The organism is Bradyrhizobium manausense (assembly GCF_001440035.1).
Taxonomy (GTDB): domain Bacteria; phylum Pseudomonadota; class Alphaproteobacteria; order Rhizobiales; family Xanthobacteraceae; genus Bradyrhizobium; species Bradyrhizobium manausense.
The window spans coordinates 140,735-157,406 of sequence record NZ_LJYG01000111.1; the positions used below are offsets into that span (position 1 = coordinate 140,735).

Genomic DNA, 16,672 nt, shown 5'->3' on the forward strand with positions numbered 1-16,672 from the left:
CGTGGAGGGGCAACCTGGCGGAAGGTTGGTGAACTCCTCGATCTCTTCTCCCAGGAGGAGTGCACCAACTACTTCAAAAACTCAGGCTATGTTTCCGTGTAAATACATCATGCTCTAGTCGCTCTCAGTGGCGCGCATCGGCCGGGGCTGATGCGAACGTACTGACCGGAGGGCGAGCATCTGCCGGTGTTACGACGTCAATCAGCAGCGGACGCCGCAGCTCCTGACTTTTCAGCAGGGCAGCCTCAAATTCGGCTGGCGTGGTTACTCGTATGCCATCACAGTTTAGCGTGCGCGCCAACTCCGCATAGTTGACGGAGGTAAAAGACGTCTCGACTGTCTTGCCAAAACAATGGATTTCGTAGTGCTTCTGAAAGCCTAGAATACTGTTGTTGAGCACGATCACGCAGATCGGCACCTCGTAGCGAGCCGCCGTCTCCATCTCCATCGCGACGTAGCCGAAGCCGCCGTCACCGGTCACGCAAAACACAGCAGCTTCCGGCTTGGCCAACTTGGCTCCGATTGCCGCTGGCACACCCCATCCTAGACCTGCGAAGCCACGCGGCGCCAGGAACTTGCGCCCTGCCTTCTTGTAGCGCAGCAGATCCATACCCCAAGCCGACGAATAACTCGCGTCCGTGGTTACAATGTCGTCTTCACCGAGGATCGCGTTGAGAGACCGATATATGAGCCGCGGGTCGATTCCTCCGGAGTTCATTTCGAGCGCTTCGAAATTCACGTGCCATGCCGAGATCTTGGATTGCAGGTCTCGAGTCCAAGTAGAGGGTTTTGTCCGTGCGGCTACCGACTGACCAAGTTGATCAAGCGCCAGCTTGGCATCGGCCGCGATCTCGAGCGCCGGATAAGTCCTGCCAAGCTCCACCGGATCGATATCGATGTGAATAATCCGCTGGCCGACTGAGGGGATCGTCCAATCGTTGGTCGCGATCGAGTCGGTCTTTGTGCCCACGAGGATTACCAAATCTGCTTCGCGAACGGCTTGGTTCGCGATCCATCCTCGCGCCCCAGGACCCGCCGTGTAGGCACCAACCACGCCCGCAGCCAACGGATGCGTCTCGGCGATAGCGCCTTTGCCCAACGGGGTAGTCGCGACTGGAATTTGGAGCCGTTCCGCGAGCGCTTGCAGCGCCTCGTAACCCTGCGAGAGATGCAGCCCACCACCAGCGATCACCATCGGGTGAGAGGCAGACTCGATCTGCTGCGCGGCCCGGTCAATTAGGGCTGGATCTGCCGCCATGCGCACGCGCGGATACGTGGCTGGCTCAGTTATTCGCACGGGGTTGACGGGACCGTGGGTCAGAGCGGAATCTGGAAAGGCAAGCAGAACAGGCCCCGGCCGCCCTGTCGTTGCCACGCGCATCGCGTGGGCGACGTAATCAGCAGTCCGCTCGGGAGTATCGACGCGCCTGCCCCACTTGGTGACCTGTTCGAACAGGCGGACGTGGTCGATACCTTGGATGGCATTACGGTCGAGAGTTGCAGTTGCGACGTCGTTGACGAGGGCCAATACCGGTGTGGACGAGTTGTAGGCCTCAGCTAGGCCAGAAACCAAGTTCGTTGCGCCGGGACCGCGAATCGCGCCGCACACTCCAACTCGACCCGATGCTCTGGCGAACGCATCGGCCATGACTGCGCCTGCACGCTCGTCATGGATGGTGATCGCCCGAATGCTCGGGTCCAAGTTAATGTACAGGGGCGCAGGGACGTCCATACCGAAGATGTGAGTTAGACCAAGTTGGACGAGCGCCTCACTTACGGCTTGGGCACCTGTTGCGTTGCTTCTGTTAGACATTGCGTTCCTTGAGAATTGGAGTTTTGAGAGCTGATGACCCACCTCCGGTAGGACGGCTCGATTTGAGGAGAACGTTTAGGTTATGACGAAACCTCCGTTCGGACTAAGTATTTGCCCTGTAATGAAGGACGCCTCGTCGCTGGCCAGGAAGGCGATAGCTTCGCTCATTTCGCGGGGTTGAGCGTACCGTCCGAGCGGAATTGCCTTAGCCTTGGCAGCACGCAATTCCGGCGGGACATTGCGCGCGGTCATCTCAGTCTCTGTATGCTCGGGCGCAACGACATTGACGCGGACGTTCCAGCGCGCGAATTCCCTGGCCCAGCCCTGGATAGCGCGATGATGGCACCCTTTGCGGCGTTGTAAGTCGCGCCTTCGGCCCAACCCACAAGAGCTTGAATCGACGAGAGATTGACGATGCTGCCGGAGCCTCGCTGCTTCATGCCCGCGATGGCCGCCTGCGTTGGCGGCAAGATATACCCCGATCGAGCGCCTCAACATTTCCTCTGTGACCTCCTCGACGGGACAACGATCCGACGAGATCCCGGCATTGTTAATCAGGGCGTCGATTTGGCCAAAGCGATTCTCGACCGCCGCCACGACACTGCGCATCATCAACATCGGCAGCAAAGCTTTCCGCCTCGACGCCCAGCTTGCGAACGAGCGCGGTGGTCTCGCCTGCCGTACTCGCATCGATGTCGTGCACGGCAACGTGGAAACCGCGCCCACCAAGCACAAGAGCCGTCGTCTTGCCGATTCCGCGACCAGCGCCAGTGATTGAAGCGACTTTCCGCTTATGGTCAGGCATAGCAATTCTCCTGAGCCTCTTTGCGCGGGCAGCGCGGTATGAGTCGGACGTTCCTGAAAGCTCAGCACTTCTAGCGGAGTGAAACGCACGTCGAGCACTAAGGGAGCCGGTATCCTAGCGAGATAGAGCACAGGCGGACTCCATGTCTCCCATGAGCAGACCCGATTGAACCGTCAGTGACCGTCATCAGATCTAGCCAGCAAAGGTCATGCCAATCAGTTGTGTCGTTCTAAGCTCTTGATAGCCCCAGAAAAACTAAGGTCCGACAAATCGTCGCTGAATGCGTCGAACCGCGACAAAGCTTTATCGCTGTCTGACATCCAACATGTTTGAGACCAGAACCGGCATCTGATCGCCTATCGTTTCGAGCGCTGCGGCGAATGCGTCGAGTGCCATCTGACGGGCGGGTATTCAGCAGCTTCACGGTTATGCCGCCTACAATTGGCTAGCAAGTCGGCGGGCGCCAATGAGTAGCCCATCACGAGACAAATCTACAAGCTTCACGTTAACGAGAGCTCGCGCTAAACGGCAGACCCTCGCGACCATGGCGATGTTATGGGAGATCGGCCGCTATTGCGAATACGCTTGAAAGCGCACCAGGAAAAGTCCTCCGTCACCATCGCTGCGCTTTTCGGTGTCCGGAGTGAGGGGCTGCCGCGCTCATCCAGTCCAACTCACCGAGGCGATCCGCTAGCCAGATCCAGGCGCCTGCCTTTGAGCCATTCTAGTGTCCTGAACCAGAAGTTCGCAACATCGCGCCGTGTTCTGCCGGACCATTGTATCGGCAGAAGCGCTCGATGGAAGCAAGGATGTCATCGGCGGACTTGGTCCAGCGGAATGGTTTGGGATCGGCGTTGTGTCGATCAATGAACGAAGTGATGTCGGCCCTGAGGGCGGCGACACTGCGGTAGACGCCACGTCTGATCTTCTTGTCGGTAAGGAGAGCGAAGACCATACGCCACGATGTAGAACACTGCAGCGGGAACGTTGGCACCGAGACATCTCATACCGGTTACCAATCCAATCGAACGCCTCAACGGCGAGATCAAGCGCCGCACCGAGGTGGTCGGCATCTTCCCCAATGAGGATGCCATCGTCCGCTCGTCGGCCCGATCCTACTCGAGCAGAACGAAGAATGGGCCGTCCAGCGCGCCCGCTACATGACGCTGGAAACTATCGCGCCGTTGAGCGATGATCCCACCTCCAGCTTCCCGGCAATCGCCAGCTGACTGATCCGGCCAATGCCGGCGAACGTGGAGCACCACCGCAGTTACACGACGCCCAGGAACACGATCGTTTAGTCCCGGCGTTTGCGTCGGCGCCAAGCCTCAAGCAGTTTCAAGCTCCCATTCGCGCGGCCCTTCCAGCATCGCGAAAGAGCACGAAATCACCGGGCCATATTGAGCGAGCACATTTCGGGCTGAGCCCATAAGGGTATTGCCAGCCGATAGCTTAGCATCATCAGCGATAATCCGCTGGTGCTAGTGTTGATAACCTGTCGGTCACCTGCTTGATGTGAACACGACCCGGATCGCCCGGGGCCGCAGATGCAATATCGAAGCGCCGGTTTGCGCAGCAGTATGGCATCGCGCGTGAGTCGGCGCATTCCAACCGGCAGATCGTAGACATCGGTGGCGTATGCGCCGAGTCGGTACGACGCAAGTGATGATGACCTTCCTTGGGCCCGCCTCTCGTCCGCTCAGCCTTCGACCGGCAGGTCGAGTTCGGCGGCAAGTGCATCCAGGGAATCGCCGATGATGGCGATCATCTCGCCGACCTGCCCGCGAGTAATGATCATTGGCGGGGCCACCATGAAATTATCGCCCTCAACGCCACCCTTGACCTTGCGGCCATAGATGATCAGGCCGCGCGCATAAGCGAGGTCCAGCAGACGCTGCGTTCCGTTGCGCGCCGGGTCAATTGGCCTTAGCGTTTCGGGATCGGCAACCATTTCCGCACCTAGAAGCAGACCCTTGCCGCGCGCGTCAACGATAAAGGGGAAGCGCTTTTGCAACGCCTTCAATTCATCAATCAGCACATCGCCCATCACGGCGGCGTTGGCGATGAGGTCGAGTCTATGCATCTCGTCAAGCACAGCAAGACCTGCCGCACAGGCAAGCGGATTGCCGGCATATGTGTGGCTGTGCTGAAAGCCGCCGGAGGCAAGCAGTGGTTCGACCAGTCGCATCGGCGCAGCGAGTGCACCGAGCGGCGCGTAGCCTGAGCCAAGTCCTTTCGATAGTGCGACAATGTCGGGCCTGCAGTTCCAGTGATCACCGCCGAGGAACTTGCCGGTGCGGCCGCAGCCGCTCATCACCTCATCATGGATGAGCAGGATGCCGTAGCGGTCGCAGATCTCGCGGACGCGCGGATAGTAGCTATCGGGCGCGACAAGGGCTGCGGTAGCGGCACCGCCGACCGGTTCCATGATGAAAGCGAGCACGGTTTCCGGTCCCTCGGCGAGGATCTTTTCCTCGAGTGTGTCGGCATAGCGAAGCCCTTGCTGCTCAATCGAAATAGTATCGCGGTCGCGCCAGACGGTCGGCGCCGGCACAGTCGGCATCACCCGCATGATGGGGGTAAACGTTTCGGCAAGTGCATCGTCGCCGGTAACGGAAAGGGAGCCAAGCGTGCTGCCGTGATAGGACGGGAAACGGGTGATCACTTTCCAGCGCTTGGACCGGCCGGTGGCGACCGCCCACTGCCGCGCAAGCTTGATGCAGGATTCAGTCGCTTCCGAGCCGCCGGACACGAAGAAGATGCGGTTCAGGCCCTGAGGAAGCTGGCGCGCCAAGTCCCGCGCCAGTTCTTCCGCCGGTTCGTTCTGGAAATGCAGCCGGTAAGCGAAGGTAGCCTTCTCCATCTGCCGCTTCATGGCGTTGAGCACGTTGAGGTTGGAATGGCCGATATTTACTACCATTGCTCCGCTCGACCCATCGATGAAGCGGCGACCGTCCGTAGTCCAGACATAGATGCCTTCGGCACGGTCGACTACCGGCCGCCGCAGGCTGGAGAGATAGAACAGATGAGACGGCCCTTCGGCGTCGGGACAAGGCTGCACTTCTAGTTGCGGCATTTCAGAGCTTTCCATTGGGCATCTTGATGCAGCGTCCCGGCACTGCATCGAAGTCTTGTCCATACCAATCGAAAGCCCTCTCGACACCTCCATTTGTTAGTAGGCTGTCGCGGGCCGTGAAGCTAGCAGCTTTGAGCTCGGCCTTCATCATGGTGCGGTTTCGAGAAACAAGCGGAGGCTACATTCCAATCCTTTGCAGCAAGCTGGCTAGTAATGACAAAAAGCTACCCCACGCTGCTGTTATAGCTGAAATTCGCTACGGTCATTATCCAACTGCCACTTTACAAAACAAGCCCTCGGCTCGCACGTCTCTAATTGGTTGGCCACCTCGGTCTTAAGGACCTGGAGCGCGTGTGCTCTAAGCATGATGCAACTCTCGGTTGTTGCATCCGATCGACGCGCGATTGATGCATCTGGCGATTGTCTTGATAGCCATGTGCAACTAGTGGTCAATCTCAGTGATTTTGATGTTTTGATACCCAGCCATTCGAGGATGGGCAAGTTTTCGGGTGGCAGGAGCATCACGATGCTCCGAGGAACACCCGGCTGACGACGAATGAAGCCGTTTCGTTCGAGGGTGACGATGATCGGGTGGACCGATGGCGGGCTGACGCGGAAGGTTTCGGCGGGTGGGCGACCGAATATGTGCGCGTAGGTAGATAAAGGCCAAATACTGTCCCTGCCTTTGGGTGAAAAGCGCGCCTGATTTTTGACTCATCGCTGGATTCGTCCCGGCCTCCGACAAGGAGGCGAAGCATGAATGTACGTTATCGGGTCGAATTGAGCCAAATCGAGCGGGACGAACTGACGGCGATGCTCGGGGGTAGCAAGCACGCCGCCGCAAACTCAAGCGGGCGCAGATTTTGCTGGCGGCTGATGCCGGCAGCGGTGACGAGGAGATTGCCCGGACCGTGGGCGTCAGCCTCTCCACGGTCGGCCGGACGAAGCGCCGCTTCGTGGAAGGCAATCTGGAGCGGGCCTTGAGCGAGGAGTCGCGTCCGGGCGCTGAACCAAGCTGACGGTCAAGGAAGAGGCCCTGCTGGTGGCGATGTCGTGCGCCAAGCCGCCGGCCGGCTGCAAACGCTGGACGTTGACGCTGCTGGCTGACGCGATGGTCAAGCTCACCGATCACGATCGCCTGTCGGGCGAGACCGTGCGACGCCGGCTGGCCGAAAACGACCTCAAGCCGTGGCGCAGGGACATGTGGTGCATCCCCCGTGTCGACGGCGAATACGTCGCCCGCATGGAGGACGTGCTCGATCTCTATGCTGAAGCGCCGGATCCCGAGCGGCCGCTGGTCTGCTCACATGGGGATTGAGTGTCAAGGTGGTTGGTCATGCTTTGCGCGCCCGTCCCCGTACGCAGGGCCTCAAGGCGCGCCCGCCGGTCGCGCCGCAATGGCGCGTAATCAGATATCCCTTGCGCGAACAGAAGGCCTTTGATCCGGTTCACATGCTCGATCTGCTCGGCGATCAATGTCCGCCGCTCGCGGCAAATCCGGCGGCGGTCCTCTTCTTCCGGAGAGGGAGCAACGACCATCGCGCAGACCCGCGGCTCGCCACGCTTGTAGGCCAAAAGCGCCCGCAGCAGTGTCTCGCCATCCAGCCTGTCCGTCTTGGCCCGCCTGCGCCGGCGCGGAGTCGCGATCGAGGCCGGATCCATCACGTGGCTCTCGATGCCCTCCTGCTGCAGACTGCGGTGAAGCCAGAACCCATCCAGCCCCGCCTCCTGGATCGTAATGATCGGATAGCTCTCACCCGTTCGCGCCTGCGCCTTGTGCTTTAGCTCCGCGAACAGCTTCAACAGTTCCGCAATATCGCCGGCCTTCACGCTGTGTTCGGACATCTTCTCGCTCTTGCCGGGCGACAGAGAGGTAACCAGCCAAGTCGAACGGCTCGGTTCCAACGACACAAAAATTGCCCCAAACTGCGTGCGGATAGCGGCCGGTCCGTCTGAATGATGATCGAGCAACATCGTCGTCTCCCCAGGTTGAATGGATTCAGCAACCTCAGTCTGGTCTCGGACCTGGTCGCTATCCACCCCATGGAATCTTCGACGAGACCCCCGTCCAGCTGATCAGCGAGGTGCGCCAGCCGGTCCCGTCCCAACCGGGACAGCGCGAGCGCTACGATTACGAGTATCGCCGCAACGGCACCGTCAATCTCTTCATCACCTTCGATCCGGATCGGGGCTGGCGCAACGTCAAGGTCAGCGACCGCCGCGCCGCCGTGGACTACGCTCACTGCATGCGCGAACTCGTCGATGTCCATTATCCCGATGCCGCCTGCATTCGTATCGTGCAGGACAATCTGTCGATCCACATCGTCGGCGCGCTGTATCAAGCATTTGCGCCCGCCGAGGCCCGGCGCATCCTGCGCCGCCTCGAGTTCCACTACACCCCGGTTGGCTCAACACGGTCGGGTGCGAGATCAGCGTGCTACAGCGCCAATGTCTCGGCCGCCGTATCGACGACCCAAAAAGCTCCGAAACGAGATCGCAGCATGGCAAAGGCGGCGAAACAAAAACCCGAGCCCGCATCAAATGGATGTTCACAGACGACAAAGCGCGCGACAAACTCGGCCGCACCTATCCAACCACCGCCAATGAGTCAAAATCACTGAGATGAACCTCTAGTGTACGCTGCGCCAGAGATATCTGTGCTGGTCCAAGGGCGGCGCCATCATGGTCGGCCGCCGGCTCAAGTTCCTGTGGACGCGGCTCGGCCGGATTGATGACTCGCTGGCAACCGCTTCGGTCGCTGCTCACTTGGCGCAGCAGGTGCGCAGCCAAGATCAGCATCAGCGCGGTCCAAAGGTCGATGCTTTACATGCCCCCGAGGTCGAGTGCATCGGCTAGGGCAAGCCGTACGCCTCACGAGCTGGGTTGAAAGGTTCGCCACGCACGTGACGCCTTCGAAGGGGACAATTCCTACTCTATGCTAAAGGTCTGCATGGCTATCGCTTCGATGGCACGCTCTGCCCCGTAAGCTGACTGCGGCGAACCTCCCCGCAGAGTTTGTGTTGGCACGTGCGGTTCGACCATTCGGGTTGTCGTGATCCGCCGTGTTCGGTTTAGCCCCGAGGTCGTGAAGGCGACACTGAGACGCAAGCTATTCCGCCGACGCGGCGCGAAACACACGCTTTTCGCGTATCGCTTACCCTCCTTTATTGGCACGCCGATTGCTGGAGAGCCGGTTAGAGATCTTGCGACGAAGTTTGCAGCCCGCCATCCAAGGAGCATCTCATGGAGGCAGCAATCGTATGGAATGAGGCGATTGAGGGATCCGGTCAACCTGATCCGGCGGTGATCAAAAGCGTGGAGGCGGCACTGCAAAAGAGCGGCCACGAGATGCTGCCGTGCGAACGCGATAAAGGATTGGTTGCGACACCCGAACGGTTCATTCCAATGAACGCGCAAAACCGCCCCGCCGGAATAGTCTTCAACAAAGCGTACCGAAGTAAGGGCGAGTGGCGAGCCAGCAAAGTTCCGACCACACTTGAAATGTCGGGCACTCCATACACTGGACCGGGGTCCTCTCGGGCTGCGCTGGAGGACTGCGGCGTCTGGCGGATACACCTTCTCGAAATTCGCATTCTGGATTTCGGCCCACATGCCCCATTTCGGAATCGGCATCAATCCGATTCACTTTCGACGAGAAAAGGTGGGTAAGGCGAAGGCGATACTCGCGCACGTATCCGAACCCTCGCTTCGGATGTAAAGAAAACAACTTATCACACATTGAGAGAATAACATGCCATTTGCAATCGAAGCGACCAATCCGCGTACAAGGGCAGTCGACCTCAATCGGTTGGGTAAGATTCTGCGCACGCGGGAGGAACTCGAGGCTTATGACGTGGCCTCCGAAAGCTGGCAAAAGGCATTGCAGCGTCGTTACAAGACGCATCAAGAAATGAAAGGCATTCTCAATCATGTTGAGGAAGTCGATACGTCGATCTACGACCATTTCGACATGCGCGTGACACCATACCTCGCACAGTTGATGGACCGCGACGATCTGAACTGCCCTATTCGCAAGCAGTACATGCCGTTTCAGGGAGAGCTAAATGTTCGAGAGTATGAAATCGCCGACAGTCTGGCGGAAGACCATGATATGCGAGACGGCAGCACTGTTGTGCATCGGTATCCCAACCGCGTACTCTTTCTCGTTACAACCAACTGCGGGACATATTGTCGGTATTGCACTCGCAAAAGGTTTGTTTCCCACCGAGAAAGCGCCGTCAATAAGCAACAGCTTGAGAGCGGATTTCGATACTTAGAATCTCATCCAGAGATCGATGATTGTCTTCTATCGGGTGGAGACCCACTACTCCTTAGTGACCGACAGCTGGAAGACATTCTTAGCCAAATTAGGATCAGGGCGCCGCATATTAAATTTCTGCGTATCGGAAGTCGCCTGCCTGTGCAGCTACCAACCCGAATTACTCCTGAACTCTGTGCCCTTATCGAGCGATACGAAGTGCAGATGGTCAACGTTCACGTCAACCACCTCAAAGAAATAACCCCGCTCTTTGCTGACCGCATTAAGATGCTGCGCAAGACTGGCACAATGATCGGCAATCAATCGGTACTATTGAAGGGGGTAAATGATGACATTGCTACTTTGCGCGGTCTGTGCATGGGCCTTGTCTCTTGCGGCATTCGTCCATACTATTGCTATTCATGTGATGTTGCGGAGGGAAACCATGCCTATCAACTTACGCTTGAGCGCATCTTAAAGTTGTATCACGGTTTGCGAGGCTTCATTAGTGGTCCTGCAGTGCCTACTTTCGTGATTGATGGTACGGGCGGTTTGGGCAAGATGCCGATCATCCCCAACTACGTGCGTGAGCTTGCGAATGGAGCGGTTTGGGCGACTAGTTTCGAAGGCAAGGTTCATCGCATGATGAACCTGGAAAAAGGCATTCTTGAGCCCTGACTCGTCGCCGTTGACGCGTGATTGGAAATGCGTGTCGGACCAAAATCCTCGGATACAGCGCCTAGCTAGTTTCTGTCGCGAAACGTCCAGGTTGAGTGGCGCAATCTAAGTTATGCCGATGGATTGGGAACAAAATGCCAGTAGCTGCGGGGATCGGCAAGCTCCGAAGGGCCGATTTTTGGGCTTGGTTTCGGTGTTGGGCAACGAAGTGTCAGCTCAAGATATGTTGAGCCGTGGGGGTGCCTGCTGCTTCGGAGAAGGGGCTATGAGGTTCAAGCCGCTTTTTGCCTGCGCGGCGATCGCGCCATCAGCATTGCCGCGATCCTCATGAAATTGTTGGCGAGCACGGCGGCGCCGACCCACAATTCGAAGCGGTCGCGTCCTTCGGCGAGACAGCGCTTCATGCCGCGGCCTCGGAACAGCACCGAGATGCGTCCCTCGATGCCGGCGCGAAAGCGCTGACCATTCTTGAAGACCGCGCTCTTCTCGTAGGCTTCACGTCGTCTCGTCCTCTTGCCGCCACGCTGCGGATTGCAGACCACCTTGACGCCGGCGTGCTTGCACGAGGCAAGGTTCTGCTCGCTGAAGAAGCCACGATCCGAGCCATACAGCTGCGGGGCATGGCCAAAGGCCTGCCTGTGGCGCTGGAGGGAAGATGCCACGTGAACCTCGTCGGGCGGATTGCCTTTCAGCACCTCGTATTGCGTGATTAGGCCCTGAGCGCCTTCGGCGAGGAAGGCTTTGTGGCCGAACTCAACCGGCGTGCGCACCTTGCAGCGCTTGATCAAGTCGGTATGGGGCTCAAAGATGGAATAAATCTTCTCGTCGGTTGCGACCTGCTCACCAAAGAGCACACGACGACGTGCCTTATCGATGACGCGATCTCCCAGCCCGCAGAAGTGCTCGATCTGCCTGCGCAGTTCCTCGATGGCCATGTCGGCGAACATGTCCTTGCGGCGCATCGTGCGGGTCATCTCGAGCCCCGCGCGTGCGTTTCCTACGACCTCCTCGGCAATGTCGATGAGCACCCGGTATGTGTGGGTCTGCCGGTCGTGACGCTGCCTCGTCGTCATGCGCTGGATCTCCTACGTCCGGCACCGCTGAGCGATTACTAGGTCGTCGCGCTCCGCCGCAGGCCCCTCGTGACTTCGCACAGTGTGCAAATCGGCGACAAAACTGAGCGTTGGAGAGATTCGGCAACGCTCAGGCCCCCCGGGATCTGCTTTCGTGGAGAAAGGGCGCCTTTCACATAGTTGGCGTGAGATTGCTGCGCGAATGCCGGCGTCGTATCGAAATCACGACCGTTGCTTGTCCAGTTGCAGCCAGCGCATTAATTCACGTCGCCGTGCTGACAGCAAGGCAGAGCCGTCTCTTTCCGCCCAATCGTAGATGCCTTTGCCGCTGGGCAGTCCGCAATGGCCAGCACGGACTAAAGCCGCGACTTGTTCGGGTGGCTCAGACGAAGTGTCGAGCCACGGCACCAGGAAGCGAGCAAAATGATACATCGTGTCAAGACCACCTAGATCCGCCGATTCGATTGGTCCGGTCACAGCAAACCGTCGTCCGATCGAATGCCGGACCACAGAGTCGATGGCTTCGGCCGAAGCAACACCCGCGGCCCAAAGCGCCCAAGCCTCACGAAGTGCCGCAAACTGGATGCGGTTACCTATGAATCCAGGCACTTCGTGATCGATGACGACAGGCGTCTTTCCGATACCACCAATAATCGCGCATGTACGCTCGATTACTGACTTGGTTGTGGCTGGGCTGCCACAAACCTCAACGAGCGGAATCAGTTGGGGCGGGTACCAAAAGTGCGCCGCGATGACTCGCTCCTTATGTTCGACGCAATTATCGACGGCACTCGCAGGGTGGCCGCTGGAAGTCGCGAGTACGGTGTCGGAATGACAAATCCGGTCGAGTTTGGAAAATATGCCAAGCTTGAGCTCCATGTCTTCCGAAACAGCTTCGATGACGAATTCCGCCGCTGCCGCTACCTGCAATTCGGTTGAAGTTCGGATCTTCGCGATCGCAGCTTGCGCCAATGAAACGCTCATCACCCCAGCCTGGACAAATTCATTGAGGCTCGCGCTGATCCGCTGGAGCGCGGTCTCGAGGCTCCCCTGGCTTCGACCAATGAGACAGACGCTCCAGCCCGCCTTCGCGAACACCTCCGCGATTCCATGTCCGATCACTCCGTTGCCGATAACGGCCATGCTGCCACGACCAAAAGTCGCCATTGCCAGTCTCCTTCGTTCGATGACTGATGAGCTTCTTTACGCCTTTTCGATCGCTACGGCGATGCCTTGCGCAATCCGACGAACATGGTTGAAAGAGTGGGCCGTCTGCCGGTGACTCAGAGTTCAAGAGGACGGTTTCATAAATCAACGTGGGCTGACATCCCGGGCGGATGACTCAGGGCCATTGCACAACCGTTGGTGGACCCGCATCTGTTGGAATGCTGAGTTCCCCGAAGGATGGCAATGGCTCGGGCGGTGAAGGCCGCTGAGCTCCACCACTTCGAGGTCGGCGGGTTTGATAGCAAGTCGTGCACGATGCCTCCTCATGCAGGTGTTAGCCCGATTAATGGAGGCGCGACGCGAGTGGCGGCTCCGCCGAGATCCGCGCATCGGAAGAATGAGCAATGACTGAAGGCCCGCCGCAACGTGAAGTTTCATTCACGTCGACAAGTGCGTTCTGGCTCAACCAGGTCGAGGTGTCGTTCTCGATCCTGCAGGGCAGGCTTCCAGCGGCACCTCCTTCACAAGCCTCAAGCAGTTTCAGGACCACATCGATGCCTACGTCTACGCATACAACGACAGAGCCGAGCCCTTCGTCCGGACCAAGTAAACGGTCCATCAAAGCCGCTTCTACGGCCGCCAATATCATTCCGCTCTGTTTTCGGGTACTAGGCAGCGTGTGCGGCCATTCGTCCATCATCAGGGGCACCGAGGTATCAGAGCGCCTCGTTGCGATCTATGGATTGGCTCGGAATATCGAGATCAATCTCGCGCGACACCTCAAAGACGGTTTCTGGATGATGGCCATTCTCGAACAGCGCGTATTTGAACGCTTCCGCGCGGCTCACGAACAGGCCGCCAAAAAATCCGTTTCGTTCGCGGGCGATCCAGTTGCCAAGACAATCTCTGCCAACAAAGACGACGGTCGACGCCGCGAGGCTACACGAAGGAGGTATAGTGACTTTCGCGTTCATGATTGTTACTTTCGAAGGGTGTACTCCTCAGCCGACGCCTATCACATCCATTCTGTAGCTGTTCAAGGCGTCCGCCAACCAACAAGATGCTCGACTTACGGTGTTCAATCATGTGCCCATCGAATATGATTTCGAGAGCAAGCCCGTGGCAATCTCATAAGAGAAGACCAAATCTTGCGCCAAGGCGAGCGTACCGATCGAGTATGCGAATCGGACTTCCGGAACGCCGCTTTGACGCTGGCTCTTTCTTATCCCAGCAATCGGCGTGCCACTCGCAGAATCTGACACACGCCTTGCTTGACGTAAGAAACATGCGTTCGCACCTACTCCCTCTGGAATGGCCGCGCCACTTTGTCGGCTTTCCGACATCTTGGCCTTCGATCGGAGATCGTTCTTCTCTCCCCCGCGCCGCTTGTGCAAAACTGGTCTGAGGCCGGAAAACTGGACCATTTTTGGCTAGAGTTTGGGCGCTGCCGAATCCCCTCGGCTGGGAGGAGCGGACGACGATGAAGGCCTCGAAGTTTTCGGACGCCCAGAAGGCGTTTATCCTGAAGCAGGGCCATGATGGGGTCCCGGTTGCGGACATCTGCCGCAAGGCCGGGATCAGCCAGGCGACCTATTTCAATTGGAAGAAGAAGTATGACGGGCTGCTGCCGACCGAGATGCGCCGGCTGAAGCAGCTCGAGGACGAGAACGCCAAGCTGAAGAAGCTGGTGGCGGATCTGTCACTCGACAAGGAGATGCTGCAGGACGTGATCCGCCGAAAGCTGTGAAGCCTGGCCGGAAGCGCAAGCTCGTCGATGAGGTTTGCGGTGAGTGGCAGGTGTCGATCCGCAAGGCCTGTGCGGCCCTCGAGTTCGACCGTTCGACCTACCACTACAAATCTCGCCGCTCCGGCCAGGCGACCCTCGAAGCTCGGATCAAGGAGATCTGCCATGTACGCGTTCGCTACGGCTATCGCCGTGTCCACGTGTTGCTACGCCGCGAGGGATGGCGTCACGGGCAGAACAAGACGCGTCGCATCTATCGCGAATTGGGCCTGCAATTGCGCAACAAATCGCCCAAGCGCCGGGTCAAGGCCAAGCTGCGCGACGACCGACGGCCCGCGACGCGGGTCAACGAGATCTGGGCAATGGACTTCGTTCATGACCAGCTGGCCACCGGCGGCAAGCTCCGGGTGCTCACGATCGTCGATATCTTCTCCCGCTTCTCGCCCGCACTGGAGCCGCGGCTCACCTTCCGCGGCACCGACGTCGTGGAGGTACTGGAAAGGGTTTGCAATGAAGTGGGACTCCCGACGACGATCCGGGTCGATCAAGGCAGCGAGTTCGTGTCGCGCGATCTTGACCTCTGGGCCTACCAGCGCGGCGTCACGCTGGACTTCTCACGACCCGGCAAGCCGACCGACAACGCCTTCATCGAAGCCTTCAACGGCCGCTTCCGGGCCGAATGCCTCAACGCCCATTGGTTCCTGTCCCTTGCGGATGCCCGGCAAAAGGTGGAGACTTGGCGTAGATACTATAACGAAGAACGGCCCCGCGGCGCGATCGGCAATCGGCCGCCGATTTTGCTGCAGAATCACGCTGGCGCTACCAGCCCACCAACGTGATCAGAGGCGCAAAACTCTAGTTCCGGGTGGTCCAAAGTTCGGTCTCACTGCAAAACCACCGAGACTCTAACTGCCATTGGATGAAAGTTCAGTGGCAGATCAGACTCTACCAATCTTGGGAGGAGATTGCAGCTCTCAGGTCAATTAGAAGCTCGTTAAGGCTGACACGGACTGGAATGGACTCGTCTACGAAGCTAGCAAGAGGGACCCATCGTAAGAGATAACCACTTTGCCAACGGAAGGATGTTGTCAGTCTTGCTGGATCGGACTTTGCTGGCTCTATCCGCCGTAACCACGGCGGTCCTTTCCACCTGGTTGCTATACTACAGCAGTTACGGTCTCGATCTCAGCGATGAAGGTCCCTATCTCAACTCCATCGCAAACCCATTCGCCTACGCAATCAATTTTCCACCATCCCTTTTCGGCTTCTTGTATCACTGGCCATATCAGCGGGCGGGTAGTCCTCCGGTGAGGCTTTCAATTACCCATAACTTTGACCACTTGGGCTGATCCGCAGATCGGCGAAATCTTGAATAACGGTATTGCCGGGCGGCGGATCGCTGGCGCGGGCGAGATAACCGCCGAGCCGCGCGATCTTGATCAGATAGTGCGATAGCGTTTTCTGTCTTGCTTTTGGTTTGTCGTTGACGAGGCGATCGAGCACGCCAATTTCAGTCGCAGTCAACGCTAGGGTTGGCGGCGCGTCTGGGGCGGAACGGTTGAGCATCGTCATCCAGAAGAACCGCCAACTCAGGATGCAAAAGAGCGAGATCAGATTGGTCAGACGCTGGGCGGTCCTGAGCTTCGACTCCTCAGCTTACATCGTCGTCTCCAGGTTGAATGGATTCAGCAACCTCAGTCTGGTCTCAGACCTGGTCGCTATCCACCCGATGGAATCTTCGACGAGACCCCGGTCCAACTCATCGAGAGGTGCGTCAGCCGATTCCGGCCCAACCGGGACAGCGCGAGCGCTACGATTACGAGTACCGCCGCAACGGAACCGTCAATCTCTTCGTCACCTTCGAACCGCAACGTGGCTGGCGCAACGTAAAGGCTACAGACCGACGCGCCGCCGTAGACTATGCGCACTGCATGCGCGAACTCGTCGATGTCCATTATCCCGATGCCGCCTGCATTCGTGTCGTGCAGGACAATCTGTCGATCCACACCGTCGGCGCGCTGTATCAAGCATTTGCGCCCGCCGAGGCCCGGCGCATCC

Annotated in this window: 11 protein-coding genes and 8 pseudogenes; 9 read left to right on the forward strand and 10 right to left on the reverse strand. The window is 58.4% G+C overall.

Annotation, left to right across the window (positions count from 1 at the left end; genetic code table 11):
* Positions 1 to 124: 124 nt before the first annotated feature.
* The 3 genes and pseudogenes from AOQ71_RS36200 to AOQ71_RS49190 all read right to left on the reverse strand — a co-directional run.
* Entirely contained in the window at positions 125 to 1,813 is a 1,689-nt protein-coding gene (locus AOQ71_RS36200) for a thiamine pyrophosphate-dependent enzyme (protein ID WP_057757486.1), read from the reverse strand.
* Between the two features lie 75 nt (positions 1,814 to 1,888).
* Positions 1,889 to 2,618, reverse strand: a pseudogene (locus AOQ71_RS49185) (SDR family NAD(P)-dependent oxidoreductase).
* A gap of 724 nt (positions 2,619 to 3,342) precedes the next feature.
* Positions 3,343 to 3,567: pseudogene (locus tag AOQ71_RS49190) on the reverse strand (IS630 family transposase); the annotation flags it as partial.
* Positions 3,568 to 3,632: 65 nt separating this feature from the next.
* On the opposite strand from AOQ71_RS49190, the pseudogene AOQ71_RS44330 reads away from it, so the two are divergent.
* Positions 3,633 to 3,847: pseudogene (locus tag AOQ71_RS44330) on the forward strand (transposase); the annotation flags it as partial.
* A 470-nt stretch (positions 3,848 to 4,317) separates the two neighbouring features.
* Here AOQ71_RS44330 and AOQ71_RS36215 read toward each other — a convergent pair.
* Together AOQ71_RS36215 and AOQ71_RS45700 are read right to left on the reverse strand one after the other, a co-directional pair.
* A complete protein-coding gene (locus AOQ71_RS36215; RefSeq protein WP_430648675.1) occupies positions 4,318 to 5,709 on the reverse strand; it encodes an aminotransferase family protein in 1,392 nt (463 codons plus the stop codon).
* Complete coding sequence (locus AOQ71_RS45700; protein WP_157083777.1) at positions 5,696 to 5,845, reverse strand: hypothetical protein; 150 nt, start codon at positions 5,843 to 5,845, stop codon at positions 5,696 to 5,698. The genes AOQ71_RS36215 and AOQ71_RS45700 overlap by 14 nt, the downstream gene beginning before the upstream one ends.
* A 605-nt stretch (positions 5,846 to 6,450) precedes the next feature.
* Between AOQ71_RS45700 and AOQ71_RS36220 the strand changes: the two are divergent.
* Positions 6,451 to 6,997, forward strand: a pseudogene (locus AOQ71_RS36220) (IS630 family transposase); the annotation flags it as partial.
* Between the two features lie 11 nt (positions 6,998 to 7,008).
* Here the strand turns inward: AOQ71_RS36220 and AOQ71_RS36225 are convergent.
* Positions 7,009 to 7,668, reverse strand: a pseudogene (locus AOQ71_RS36225) (transposase); the annotation flags it as partial.
* 77 nt (positions 7,669 to 7,745) lie between these two features.
* Between AOQ71_RS36225 and AOQ71_RS36230 the strand changes: the two are divergent.
* From AOQ71_RS36230 to AOQ71_RS36235, 4 genes and pseudogenes are all read left to right on the forward strand, one after another.
* Positions 7,746 to 8,320: pseudogene (locus AOQ71_RS36230) on the forward strand (transposase); the annotation flags it as partial.
* A gap of 56 nt (positions 8,321 to 8,376) precedes the next feature.
* On the forward strand, positions 8,377 to 8,550 hold the full coding sequence (locus AOQ71_RS45705) for a hypothetical protein (RefSeq protein WP_157083778.1): 174 nt from the start codon (positions 8,377 to 8,379) through the stop codon (positions 8,548 to 8,550).
* 387 nt (positions 8,551 to 8,937) lie between these two features.
* Positions 8,938 to 9,363 carry a D-alanine--D-alanine ligase family protein gene (locus AOQ71_RS45710; protein WP_157083779.1) on the forward strand — a complete coding sequence of 142 codons (426 nt, stop codon included), beginning with the start codon at positions 8,938 to 8,940 and terminating at the stop codon, positions 9,361 to 9,363.
* 82 nt (positions 9,364 to 9,445) lie between these two features.
* On the forward strand, positions 9,446 to 10,630 hold the full coding sequence (locus AOQ71_RS36235) for a KamA family radical SAM protein (protein ID WP_057757493.1): 1,185 nt from the start codon (positions 9,446 to 9,448) through the stop codon (positions 10,628 to 10,630).
* Between the two features lie 272 nt (positions 10,631 to 10,902).
* Here AOQ71_RS36235 and AOQ71_RS36240 read toward each other — a convergent pair whose 3' ends face one another.
* Positions 10,903 to 11,703, reverse strand: a complete 801-nt coding sequence (locus AOQ71_RS36240; RefSeq protein ID WP_057757495.1) for a hypothetical protein — start codon at positions 11,701 to 11,703, stop codon at positions 10,903 to 10,905.
* Between the two features lie 222 nt (positions 11,704 to 11,925).
* The gene (locus AOQ71_RS36245) at positions 11,926 to 12,870 is read right to left on the reverse strand and encodes a 3-hydroxyacyl-CoA dehydrogenase family protein (RefSeq protein WP_057757497.1); all 945 of its coding nucleotides are present in this window, start codon (positions 12,868 to 12,870) and stop codon (positions 11,926 to 11,928) included.
* A 381-nt stretch (positions 12,871 to 13,251) separates the two neighbouring features.
* On the opposite strand from AOQ71_RS36245, the pseudogene AOQ71_RS44340 reads away from it, so the two are divergent.
* Positions 13,252 to 13,480: pseudogene (locus tag AOQ71_RS44340) on the forward strand (IS630 family transposase); the annotation flags it as partial.
* A 106-nt stretch (positions 13,481 to 13,586) separates the two neighbouring features.
* Here AOQ71_RS44340 and AOQ71_RS36255 read toward each other — a convergent pair.
* Positions 13,587 to 13,844, reverse strand: coding sequence for a hypothetical protein (locus tag AOQ71_RS36255; protein ID WP_057757502.1), 258 nt, complete (start codon positions 13,842 to 13,844; stop codon positions 13,587 to 13,589).
* Positions 13,845 to 14,350: 506 nt separating this feature from the next.
* Here AOQ71_RS36255 and AOQ71_RS36265 point away from each other — a divergent pair.
* Positions 14,351 to 15,453 (forward strand): IS3 family transposase gene (locus tag AOQ71_RS36265; protein WP_157083780.1). Its coding sequence is split into 2 segments (ribosomal slippage): positions 14,351 to 14,612 and positions 14,612 to 15,453, totalling 1,104 coding nucleotides; the frame shifts between segments, so codons are not numbered across the junction.
* Positions 15,454 to 15,934: 481 nt separating this feature from the next.
* Here the strand turns inward: AOQ71_RS36265 and AOQ71_RS36270 are convergent.
* Positions 15,935 to 16,186, reverse strand: a complete 252-nt coding sequence (locus AOQ71_RS36270) for a hypothetical protein (protein WP_245317341.1) — start codon at positions 16,184 to 16,186, stop codon at positions 15,935 to 15,937.
* Between the two features lie 165 nt (positions 16,187 to 16,351).
* Here AOQ71_RS36270 and AOQ71_RS36275 point away from each other — a divergent pair.
* Positions 16,352 to 16,672 (forward strand): annotated as a pseudogene (locus AOQ71_RS36275) (transposase); the annotation flags it as partial.